The organism is Thermoanaerobacter sp. A7A (genome assembly GCF_000445185.1).
Classification (GTDB): domain Bacteria; phylum Bacillota; class Thermoanaerobacteria; order Thermoanaerobacterales; family Thermoanaerobacteraceae; genus Thermoanaerobacter.
Genome location: NZ_AVAF01000120.1, coordinates 1 through 11,216, shown reverse-complemented (window position 1 = coordinate 11,216; position 11,216 = coordinate 1). Strand labels below are relative to the sequence as shown.

Here is an 11,216-nt window from a genome sequence, read left to right as displayed (position 1 = left end):
AAAAAAATTATAAAAAAAGGTACAAAGCAAAAAACATTTTATATTATACTATATGTGAAATAATAGTCAACCTATTTTTACAGTCCTTTTATAAATCCACCATCAATTGGTAGTACTACTCCTGTTATGTAGGAAGCTTTTTCTGATGCTAAAAACAGGACAGTTGATGCAAATTCTTCAACGGTTCCTAATCTTTTCATAGGGATGTCTGTAATCATTGATTTTTGCGCTTCTTCAAAGGTTATGCCCTCTTTTTCAACTCTTGCTTTAAGTAAGTTTTCTATTCTTTCCGTCATTGTATAACCGGGGGCTACGGCATTTGCAGTAATTCCAAATGGTGCTAATGCATTTGACACAGATTTTATAAATGATATTACCCCCATTCTTGATACATTTGAGAGTATTAAATTATCAAGAGGCTGCTTTACTGATATTGATGTTGAAGCTATTATCCTTCCCCATTTTTGATTTATCATATAATCCTTTACTGCATATACTGCATATATTGTGCTCATTAAATTTAATTCAACTGATTTTAAGTAATCTTCAGGCTTTACATCAAAAAATCCTCCTGCAGGAGGTCCTCCTGCGTTTGCAAAGAGGATGTGAATCGTGCCGAATCTTTCTACCGTTTCTCTTACAGCTCTTTCAATGTCTTCTTTACGGGTTACATCGCCTACAATTGTTAAAACTTCTTTTCCTGTTGCCGACTTTATTTCATCGGCTGCTTTTTTAAGGTTTTCTTCATTTCTTGAGATTATAGCGACATTGGCTCCTTCTTTTGCAAGTTCTAAAGCGACTGCTTTTCCAAGACCTTTACTTCCAGCCATTACAAATGCTACCTTATCTTTAAGGCCAAAATCCATATAAATCTCTCCTTGTAAGATTATTTGTTTAACAATTATTTTATCATTTTTTTAAAGAGTTTTGAAGTTTTCTTTGGAAATATCTGCTTTTACATGTATAATATAATTAAGGAAGGATAACTAAAGGGCTATTTGTAAATGGAGGAATTACTATTGAAAGGATACAGTATGAGCCTTTAATCCATAAGGATTTTGGGATTCTGCAAGGACCTAAAAATATTAAAAAGGGGGAATTTTTCTTGAGTACACATTTGTTAGAGAGAAAAGATGTAGATGAAAGATTGACATGGGATTTGTCAGGGATTTTCAAAACAGAAGAGGAATATGAGGAGGCGATAAAGAAGGCGCAAGAACTTACAATGGAGTTAGAAGAAGAGTTTAAAGGCAAAATTGATACTTCTAAGACGATTAACAACTGCTTGGATAAATTAAAGGTATTAGCCCAATTGCTTACTCTTGTAGGTTCCTATGCTCATTTGGCTGTTTCAGTGGACCAAACAAACACAGAAAATTTACAGAAACAAATGAAATTTTCTAATATAGCCTCTGATATTGAAAGCAGGATAAGTTTTATAGAGTCAGAAATTATAGAATTAGATGAAAAAATAATAAATCAAGCTATAGAAGAATCAAAAGAGAATGCAAATTATCTTAGAAAAATACTCAGAAAAAAGAAACATGCTCTTCATCCAGAGGTTGAAAAAGCTTTATCAGCATTATCAGCTATATTAGAGGCACCTGAACATATTTACAATATGGCAAAATTGGCAGATATGGACTTTGGAACTTTTACAGTCGATGGGAAAGAGTATCCTTTAAGTTTTTCTTTGTTTGAAACAAAGTGGGAATATAAAGAAGATACTAAGATTAGAAGAGCTGCTTTTGAGGCTTTTTCTAAGAAATTGAGAGAATACCAACACACCATAGCAGCAGTTTATCAGACACAGGTGCAAAAGGAAAAGACTATAGCAACTTTAAGGCGTTTTGATTCTGTTATTGACAGTCTTTTGTTCCATCAGGAAGTTGATAGAGAACTGTACGATAGACAAATTGATTTGATAATGGAACAGTTAGCACCTCATATGAGGAAATTTGCAAAGCTTTTGCAAAAAATACATAGGATAGAAGAGATGACTTTTGCTGATCTAAAATTGGAAGTAGACTCTGAATTTGAACCATCTATAACCATTGAAGAAGCTAAAAAGTACATAGAAGAAGGTTTATCAGTTTTTGGTGAAGATTACAGGGAAATGGTGAGAAGGGCATTTAATGAAAGATGGATAGACTTTGCCGAAAACAAAGGGAAGTCGACAGGAGCTTTTTGCGCTTCACCTTATGGCTCACATCCTTATATTTTAATCAACTGGGATGACAAAATGAGGGAAGTTTTTGTTCTTTCTCACGAATTAGGTCATGCAGGACATTTTTATTTAGCTCACCAGCATCAAAATATATTTGATTCTAGACCATCTATGTATTTTGTAGAGGCTCCTTCTACAATGAATGAGCTTTTAATGGCTAATTATCTGATGAAAAATAATAAGGATAAAAGGATGAGGAGGTGGATACTTTCTACCTTGATATCGAGAACCTATTATCACAATTTTGTGACCCATCTATTAGAAGCAGCTTATCAAAGAGAAGTATACATGATAATTGATAAAGGTGGTTCTGTCACTGCACCTATTTTAAATAAATTTAAAAGAGAAGTTTTAGAGAATTTCTGGGGAGATGCTATAAAAATAAACGAGGGAGCAGAGCTTACCTGGATGAGACAACCTCATTATTATATGGGACTTTACCCTTACACTTACAGTGCAGGGCTTACTATAGCCACACAAGTAAACAAGAGATATTTACAAGAAGGACAAAAAGCTTTGGAAGACTGGAAAGAGGTATTGAAAGCTGGTGGTACAAAAACTCCTGTGGAACTGGCAAGAATGGCAGGAGTGGATATAACTACAGAGAAGCCATTATTGGATACAATTGAGTATATTGGCAACATAATAGATGAAATAATTAAATTAACAGAGGAATTAGAAAAATAAAACGACAAGAGCTGACATTTTAACTGATACCTATTTTTGGGTATCAGTTTTTTTATAAAATTTTACTGGAAATTTTGGAGGATTTTTAAGGTTTTTGTAGAATATATTAGGTAAAGGTGTAAACTGTGTATTGGAGGAGGTGATATTGGTGAAGAATATATTTACATATACGGGTAATCCTTTTGTAGATGCCGGTATAACTGCTATGTTGGTATGGCTTGGGAAAGATAAACCAGAAGAAATTGAAAAGGAAGATTTAGAGAAGTTGATTGATGAGATAACTGATTTATACATCAAAGAAGGTTGGAATAAGATAATGTATTCTATTTTTCCTAATAGTAAGTTGACAAATCCTAGTGTGAAGGACAAAAAAGGTGAGTATGGTAAATTTTTAAATGAGTTGTTATCAGAAATTACTCCATTGTCTACAGAGGGAAATTGTATTGCTTGTGGTAGGAGAAATTTCAAAAGGCATTTTACAAAAACTCAAGTGCCTTTAACAGGAACGAGTGATTTCGTAAATTTCTTTTCTTATGGGAGCGAAGGAGCAGATTATTGTTCTGCTTGCACTTTAGCTATTCAATTTTCTCCTCTTGTCTTTTATAAAGCCGGTAATTTAGTTTGTTTACAGTCAAATAATAAGGAAGTTGAAAAGATTTATGCTAATAAATGCAAGGCATTTATTGATATGCAAAAGGCGACAAAAAAATACACTGGGTGTAATGACGAAGGATATACAAATCCTATAAATGCTTTATTTCATTTGGCTACAAATATTATATTAACCTATGATAGAAGGGACTGGCAAAAAGAAAATACAAATATAAGGCTTTACTATTTTACTAATTTTAATCAACCGCCTATTGATAATTTATCAATATACGATATGCCAGATAAAATATTTAAATTTTTGGCTTATGCCCTTCAACATGAGGAAAAGGACAATTGGAAGAAGATTATAAAAAGAGGGTATATATCATCAAAAAAAGTTGATTTAGAGAATGAAGGAAAATATAAAAACTTAAGAAATGATGTTTATGAAAGGCTTTTGAGAGGGCAGTCAATATTGGGATATTTTATAGACACTAGTGAGAGAAAAGCTTTAGTAAATTGGAGTTTTCTTGAGTATTACATGAAAGGGGTGAGAGGTTTGGAAGAAAAAAGGCTTGAGACTATAAAAAGAGTTAGTGATGATATTGCACAACTAATAAAAACGAAAGGAAATGTGCGAAGGCTTACGCAATTAGAGACATCAAAAACTTATGGAGATTTTAGGAATGTACTAAGGCTCATAATTAAAGATAGGATAAGTGCAGAGCTTGAAAAACCTTTATTTACAATTGATGAATATGAAAAATATCTTTTCCCTGAAGGTAATTTATCTTGGAAGGAAACTCAAGACCTCATAATTTTTAGACTTTATGAGCAATTGCATAATTGGCTAGTTGATAATAATAAAGAAATAAAAGAAATTTTAATAAAAAACGACGAAATTGAAAGTGAAAATAAAGATAAGGAGGAATTAATCTATGAATAATGCAAATGGTTTTATATTAATAGATGCTCCTGCTTCTGCATTGAATAATGCTGGCCCAGATGTTGGTGCAAAGACAGAAAACACAATTGCTGTAAAGAAAATAAGAAGGGGTAGAGGGGAATACGTATACGTTTCAGGGCAAGCTTTTAGGTATTGGATGAGAAGTTCCTTAGAAAATATTTTTAAATGGGAATTATCACCTATTGAGAGAGAATCAAAAATAGCCTTTACAGCAGCAAATCCCTTTAAATACCCAGATGATGACGTGTTTGGATATATGAAAGCAATAGGTAAAAAGTCTGGCACCACTCTCACAAGAGTTTCTCCTTTTAAGTGTTCACCATTAATTTCTGTAACTCCTGTAAATATCGTGAATGATTTTGGAGTTATGGCAAGGCATGAAGGAGACCCCGTGCCTTATGAACATGAGTTTTACTCAACAGTTTTAAAAGGAATTTTTTCACTTGACTTAGATTCGGTGGGTAGATTTAGCAGTGTAAATAAAACTGGATATATGAATATAACAGAAGCATATAAAGAAGAATGGGAAGCACATAATTGTACAGTTGAAGAAGATGGAAAAGTTGTAACCTTACCAGCTGAGGTAAGGGCTAAAAGAGCTAGTGAACTCATAGGAGTGCTGCCGTATATATTTGGAGGAGCTAAGCAAACATCCCATTTAACAGATATTTCTCCTAAATTTATAGTTTTGGCTATTCTAAATTGCGGAAATAACATCTTTATGAATATTGCGGTTGATGACAAAGGAGAAGCTGCTATAAATGTAAAAGCTTTAAAAGAAGTTATTTTGGATTATCAAGAAAACATTATTTCTGATGTGTATATTGGGAAAAGAGAAGGATTTATGGATGAATACAATGAAGATTTAAAACAGATGGTTGATGAATTAAACAGTACATTATCAAATATTAAAGTACATCTTTTAACAGTAAATGAGGCGGTGTCTAATTTTCAGAAAGTGGTTAGTGGCTTTTATAAGAGGTGATATAACATGAGAGTTTTAAGGGTACATCTTGTGGGCTGGACTGCATCATTTAGGTATCCAATCTTTGTAACAGGGTATCAGCCTACTTTACCTGTACCTCCTGTGTCTACGATATATGGTCTTATTTCTGCGGCTAAAGGAGAGTATATAACACCTAAAGATACAAAAGTAGGTTATGTAATGAGAAGTGATGCAAAAGGAGTTGATTTAGAAACTATATACATGCTTTCAAATGACAATAGTGTAAAATCTAATATCTATAAAAGAGAATTTTTGTTAAATCCAGATTTGTATGTGTACCTTACAAATTTAAGCTTTAAAGAGGCTTTTAAAAAACCAGAGTATTCTCTTCTTTTAGGTAGAAGTTCTGATTTGATTATGGTAGAGGAAGTTAAAGAGATAGATTTAGCACAAAAGCATGGTAAAAAAAGAGTTGGAGGTACAGTTATACCTTTTGGGGAGGAAGGTATCTGGGGACCTCTTCAAGCACTGCCTATGTATTTTTCAAATACAATTCCCAGGGAAGCTATTAGCGTTAGACCGTACTATATTTTAGGAGATTTTATTGAATATGAGGGAGATAGTGTTTGGTACGATAAGGAATTAGATTGGGGAGTATACATACATGGGTAAAAAAATATTAGCAAAAAGCAGTGAATATGGAGAAGAAACACTTATTCAGCATACACGAAATGCTCTTTTAGTTTTTAAAAGTTTAAAAGATGCCTATCCAGAGGTTGTTGAAATTTGCGATGATGAAAAATTTTATGAGTATCTTTTTGTAACTGTATTCTTACATGATTTTGGGAAGGCAGCAGAAGGATTTCAAAAGATGCTAAAAGAGGGGAAACCATGGGGCTACAGGCATGAGATAATATCAGCAGGTTTCATCTCATGCTTGCCCTATTCCGAAGATGTAAAAAAAGATATTGCGCTTGCGATTATTACACACCACAAAGACTTATATGAACTGCAAGAAAGTTATTCTACTTTAACAACACCCGGAAAAGAAAATTATATAAAAAAGTTAAAAGAACTAGAGGAAAATATAAAGTACTTGCAATTTATGATAGAGAAGGTGCCAGAGTGGAGTAAAGAATTTTTAGGATATGAAATTAAATTAAAACAGATACAGTCTATTGAAGAAATAGAGGATGCTTTTTATTTTGCTGCAAAGGAATATTTAAATGATTATGAAGACAAAAAAATTAAAAATAGTAAAAGGAAGTTATTTTTAAGAGGGTTTTTGACTGCATGCGACCATCTATCATCAGCTTCTCAAGAGGAAATAGTAAAAGCGATTTCAGACATGAAAGAAATATTTAAATTTAAATTTAAAAATTATAAAGATACGCAATTAAAAGCTATGAATACAAAAGAGTCAGCCGTTTTAATTGCACCAACTGGTTATGGGAAAACGGAAGCCTCTCTTTTGTGGAGTAATTACAACCAAAATGAATCAAAGGGGAAGTGTTTTATCTACTGCCTTATACAGCAAGTATTAATGCTATGTATAATAGGCTCAAAGATTCTTTTGGAGACGAAAGAGTGGCTTTACTTCATGGGAAGGCTTTGTATTTTCTATATAAAGAGTTTACAAAATCAGGAGAAGATTATTTTGACGCGGTAAATAAGGCAAAGACAAAATATGATTTATCTAAGAAAATTTTCAAACCCTATAAAGTGTTAACCCCATTTCAAATATTAAAATACTTCTTTGGTGTCACTGGATTTGAGCAGCATATTGGTGAAATGACAGGCGGACTTTTTATTGTGGATGAAGTCCATAGCTATGACCCTCATACTACCGCTTTGATATTGGAAAGTTTAAAATATTTAAAAGAAGAGTATAAAGCGGAAATTTTTATTATGTCAGCTACTTTACCAGAGTTTCTAAAAAAACTTTTTATAGAAGAATTAAATATAAAAGCTTTAATTGAGCCTAAAAAAGAAGAACTCAAAAAGATTGTAAGACATAAAGTTTTAGTTACTGAAGGGGATGTTTTTTCTAATATAGATAAAATAATAAAAGATATAAAAGAAAGTAAAAAGGTTCTTGTTGTTTGTAATACGGTGGATCGTGCACAAAAAGTTTATAATGAACTAAAAGATTATACAAGTAAAAGCGCTCTTTTACATTCGCGATTTATTTTAAAGGACAGAGAAAGGATAGAAAAGAGTTTAGACAAAGTTCAATTATTAGTTGGTACGCAGGCAATAGAAGTTTCATTGGATATAGATTTCGATGTTTTATATACCGAACCTGCTCCTATTGATGCACTTATTCAGAGGTTTGGGAGGGTAAACAGAAGAGGAGTTAAGGGTATATCGCCAGTTTATATTTTTTCACAAGGATCTTGTGAAGATAAATTTGTTTATAAGAATCAAAAGGTTGTGAGTAAAACATTAGAACTTTTAAGTAAATGTGATACGCTAAGCGAAGATTTAATACAAAATTTAGTTAATGAAGTTTATAAAGATGGCTATATAGATAAAGATTATGAGGAATTTCTAAAAGCAAAAGATAGCTTTAGAAATGTTATAAGTCAATTGTATCCTTTTATTGAAAATAAATATTTAAAAGAAGAGTTTTATGAACTGTTTGATAATAGAGAAGTCGTACCTTATATGTTTGAAGAAGAGTATATAAACAAAATTAAAAATAAAGAATATTTTGAAGCTGCAGGATATGTAGTAGGTATTTCTCAGGGAAGATATGTCGCTTTAAAAAAACAGGGACTCATTGAAGATAAAGGCTATGATGTGGATTTTGTGTATTGTAAATATGATAAGGATTTAGGACTTCTCATTGATAAACCTTATGATAATGTATTTACAACGTAACTTTTAATATTAATAAGGTGATATTATGGATTTACTAACTGGTACAGAAATAAATTATTATTTTGTGTGTAAGCATAAGTTGTGGCTTTTTACTCATGGCATAAATATGGAGCATAATTCTGATTATGTGGATATAGGAAAAGTGCTTCATGAAAAAAGCTTTCAGAGGGAGGATAAAGAAATTTTACTTGATGGACGTGTAAAAATAGATTTTGTAAAAAATCAATTGGAAATACATGAAACTAAGAAGAGTAAAGCAATAGAAGAAGCGACGAAGTACCAAGTTTTATACTATATTTATTATTTGAAAAAGAAAGGTGTGGACAAAGTTACAGGAGTTATACATTATATAGATAACCATTCGAAGGAGGAGATTACTCTTAGTGAGCAGGATGAGAATAAAATAAAGGAAGTAATTGAAGAAATCAACAAAATAAAATTAATGGATAAACCACCGGCTAAAGTAAAAAGTAAAATTTGTGCAAAATGTAGTTATTATGAATTGTGTTTTAGTTAGAAGGTGATTTTATGAAAAGAAGCATATATATAAATACTAATGGACGACTCAGTAGAAAAGACAATACCATTTACTTAGAAAGTGAAACTTATGGGAAAAAGCCTATCCCAGTAAATAATATCCAAGAGATATTTTTGTTTGGGGAAGTTGATTTAAATACAAAAGCAATCAATTTTTTAGCACAAAACAACATAACACTTCATGTTTTTAATTATTATGGATATTATATGGGAAGTTTTTATCCGCGAGAACATCTACCTTCGGGTTTTTTATTAGTAAAGCAAGTAGAAAAATATAAAGAGGAACATAAAAGGCTCAAAATTGCGAAAGAAATTATTAATGGGGCCAGTCATAATATTTTAAAGAATGTCAAATATTATGCAAATAGAAAAGAAGGATTAGATGAATATGTTGAAAGGATAGAAAATGAGAGAAAAAATATAAAGGATGCTAAGACTATAAGCGAACTCATGGGGGTTGAAGGTAGGATTAGAAATATATATTATAGTGCTTTTGAAACAATAATTGAGGGGAAATTTGAATTTAAAAATAGGACAATGAACCCTCCGGATAATCCCATAAATGCCTTGATTTCTTTTGGTAATTCTATGATGTATTCTATAGTTCTTACAGAAATATACAATACGCAGTTAAATCCGACTATAAGTTATTTACATGAGCCGGGTGAAAGGAGATTTTCTTTAAGCCTTGATATAAGTGAAATTTTTAAGCCAATAATTGTAGATAGGGTTATTTTTAGTTTGATAAATCAAAAAATGATAAGAGAAGAACATTTCGATCAAGAATTAGAAATGTGTTATCTAAATGAGCAGGGGAGAGTTTTATTTCAGAGAGAATTTGAAGAAAAATTGGGCACCATAATAAAACATCCAAAACTGAACAGAAGTGTGAGTTATAGAAGGCTTATAAGACTTGAATGTTACAAGCTTATAAAGCATTTGTTGGATGAGGAAGAGTATGAATCATTAAAAATGTGGTGGTAATGTGTATGTACTTATAGTTTATGACGTTGAGGAAAAAAGGGTCGCAAAAGTAAATAAATTTTTAAAGACCTATTTGAACTGGGTACAAAATTCTGTTTTTGAGGGGGAATTAACAGAGGCTCAATTAAATAGAATTATCTTATGGTTTAAAGGACATTTGGATTTAAAATGTGATTCCGTTTTAATATATACTGCCAGTTCTGAAAAGTGGCTATCTAAAAAGATTATTGGAGTAGAGAAAAATTCTACAGATAATATTTTGTGAGGGGATAAGATGAGAATAAGATTAACACTATTGCCGGAAGAGGATAAAAGTCTAAATATAAACTATAATTACTTTTTATCAGGATGGATATACAATACTTTAAAAAAAGCAAATAAAGAATATGCAGAAGAGCTCCACGCAAAAGGATATAGTTATGGGAAAAAAGTCTTTAAGTTATTTACTTTTTCTCAATTGCGTAGTAAAAACCTTAAGATAGTTAATGAAAATATAGTGTTTTTAGATAAGACATACTTATATATAACTTCTCCTAAAAAAGAGTTTTTGTTAAATTTTGTGGGTGAAGTCTTAAATAATGATGTTCTAAAATTGCAAGATTATGAGTTTAAGATTGAAAGCGTGGAAGTACTAAAAGAACCAGAGTTTAATAATGAAGAAAATAAATTTATATGTTTATCTCCAATTGTAACTTCTACAGCTGTAGAAATCGATGGTAAAAGAAAAAGTGTAAATTTACCTTTGCATCACCCGAGATTTGTAGAGAATTTAAAAAACAATCTAATTGAAAAATATTACGTGCTTTACAATACATTACCAGATAATTTAAGTCTTAATATTAATTTTGACATGGAATATTATTCACAAAAACCAAAGGGTAAAAGGATAAAATATAAAAATGTTTATGTTCGGGGATATATGGTGCCCTTTACAATGTCAGGAAATATTGAACTAATCAAAGTGGCATATGATTGCGGTATGGGAGAGAAAAATAGTGCAGGGTTTGGAATGATACAAAAAATAAGATGAATATTTATTAATTTAATTTCTTGTCGACCTCTCCCAATGTAAAAATCATAGGAAGTCGACAAGAAAAATTTATAATATAACGTTTTCGATTTCTTAGAAAAAACAGGTTTTTTAAACAAATGAATTATTATACATTTTATTGGCGACTTTATTTTGCCTAGGATATTGTAAAATAGCCAATGTTATGCTAAAGTAAACTTGAATAAAAGAAGTATTATCATGCAATTTTCATGGGATTTAATCTAACCATAGTGGAATTGAAACTTGTAATAGTTATAGATTATCGGAAAAGTATATTAGATTTAATCTAACCATAGTGGAATTGAAACGACGAGTGCTATTGCGTGTGGATCCTTGAGCCAGT

At 31.3% G+C, this 11,216-nt stretch carries 10 protein-coding genes and 1 pseudogene; 10 read left to right on the top strand and 1 reads right to left on the bottom strand.

The genetic code is table 11. The features are described from left to right. Window positions 1-77 precede the first annotated feature (77 nt). Window positions 78-866: an SDR family oxidoreductase gene (locus M663_RS0108940; RefSeq protein WP_029688671.1), complete on the bottom strand. Its 789-nt coding sequence runs from the start codon at window positions 864-866 to the stop codon at window positions 78-80. Window positions 867-1,105: 239 nt separating this feature from the next. On the opposite strand from M663_RS0108940, the gene pepF reads away from it, so the two are divergent. The 10 genes and pseudogenes from pepF to cas6 all read left to right on the top strand — a co-directional run bounded on the left by pepF (window position 1,106) and on the right by cas6 (window position 10,852). Next, on the top strand, window positions 1,106-2,914 hold the full coding sequence (pepF, locus tag M663_RS0108935; RefSeq protein WP_029688670.1) for an oligoendopeptidase F: 1,809 nt from the start codon (window positions 1,106-1,108) through the stop codon (window positions 2,912-2,914). Window positions 2,915-3,062: 148 nt separating this feature from the next. Continuing rightward, window positions 3,063-4,451: a type I-B CRISPR-associated protein Cas8b1/Cst1 gene (cas8a1, locus tag M663_RS0108930; protein ID WP_029688669.1), complete on the top strand. Its 1,389-nt coding sequence runs from the start codon at window positions 3,063-3,065 to the stop codon at window positions 4,449-4,451. Further along, window positions 4,444-5,457, top strand: coding sequence for a type I-B CRISPR-associated protein Cas7/Cst2/DevR (cas7i, locus tag M663_RS0108925; RefSeq protein WP_029688668.1), 1,014 nt, complete (start codon window positions 4,444-4,446; stop codon window positions 5,455-5,457). The genes cas8a1 and cas7i overlap by 8 nt, the downstream gene beginning before the upstream one ends. A 6-nt stretch (window positions 5,458-5,463) precedes the next feature. Then, on the top strand, window positions 5,464-6,090 hold the full coding sequence (cas5b, locus tag M663_RS0108920) for a type I-B CRISPR-associated protein Cas5b (RefSeq protein WP_029688667.1): 627 nt from the start codon (window positions 5,464-5,466) through the stop codon (window positions 6,088-6,090). Beyond that, window positions 6,083-6,676: pseudogene (locus M663_RS15475) on the top strand (CRISPR-associated endonuclease Cas3''); the annotation flags it as partial. The gene cas5b and the pseudogene M663_RS15475, both read left to right, overlap by 8 nt. Before the next feature lie 290 nt (window positions 6,677-6,966). Beyond that, window positions 6,967-8,301 (top strand): CRISPR-associated helicase Cas3', encoded by a 1,335-nt coding sequence (gene cas3 / locus M663_RS15470; RefSeq protein WP_273702680.1) that lies wholly within the window; start codon window positions 6,967-6,969, stop codon window positions 8,299-8,301. 25 nt (window positions 8,302-8,326) lie between these two features. Further along, window positions 8,327-8,818, top strand: coding sequence for a CRISPR-associated protein Cas4 (gene cas4 / locus M663_RS0108910; protein WP_029688666.1), 492 nt, complete (start codon window positions 8,327-8,329; stop codon window positions 8,816-8,818). Window positions 8,819-8,829: 11 nt separating this feature from the next. Further along, entirely contained in the window at window positions 8,830-9,822 is a 993-nt protein-coding gene (cas1b, locus tag M663_RS0108905; RefSeq protein WP_029688665.1) for a type I-B CRISPR-associated endonuclease Cas1b, read from the top strand. A gap of 1 nt (window position 9,823) precedes the next feature. Next, window positions 9,824-10,087, top strand: a complete 264-nt coding sequence (cas2, locus tag M663_RS0108900; RefSeq protein ID WP_029688664.1) for a CRISPR-associated endonuclease Cas2 — start codon at window positions 9,824-9,826, stop codon at window positions 10,085-10,087. A gap of 9 nt (window positions 10,088-10,096) precedes the next feature. After that, window positions 10,097-10,852: a CRISPR-associated endoribonuclease Cas6 gene (gene cas6, locus M663_RS0108895; RefSeq protein WP_029688663.1), complete on the top strand. Its 756-nt coding sequence runs from the start codon at window positions 10,097-10,099 to the stop codon at window positions 10,850-10,852. Window positions 10,853-11,216: the final 364 nt, after the last annotated feature.

Excerpts from the sequence above, each read along its gene's own strand:
- M663_RS0108940 (WP_029688671.1), bottom strand. The coding sequence starts at position 866 with ATGGATTTTGGCCTTAAAGATAAGGTAGCATTTGTAATGGCTGGAAGT.
- cas7i (WP_029688668.1), top strand. The coding sequence starts at position 4,444 with ATGAATAATGCAAATGGTTTTATATTAATAGATGCTCCTGCTTCTGCA.
- cas5b (WP_029688667.1), top strand. The coding sequence starts at position 5,464 with ATGAGAGTTTTAAGGGTACATCTTGTGGGCTGGACTGCATCATTTAGG.
- cas3 (WP_273702680.1), top strand. The coding sequence starts at position 6,967 with ATGTATAATAGGCTCAAAGATTCTTTTGGAGACGAAAGAGTGGCTTTA.
- cas4 (WP_029688666.1), top strand. The coding sequence starts at position 8,327 with ATGGATTTACTAACTGGTACAGAAATAAATTATTATTTTGTGTGTAAG.
- cas1b (WP_029688665.1), top strand. The coding sequence starts at position 8,830 with ATGAAAAGAAGCATATATATAAATACTAATGGACGACTCAGTAGAAAA.
- cas6 (WP_029688663.1), top strand. The coding sequence starts at position 10,097 with ATGAGAATAAGATTAACACTATTGCCGGAAGAGGATAAAAGTCTAAAT.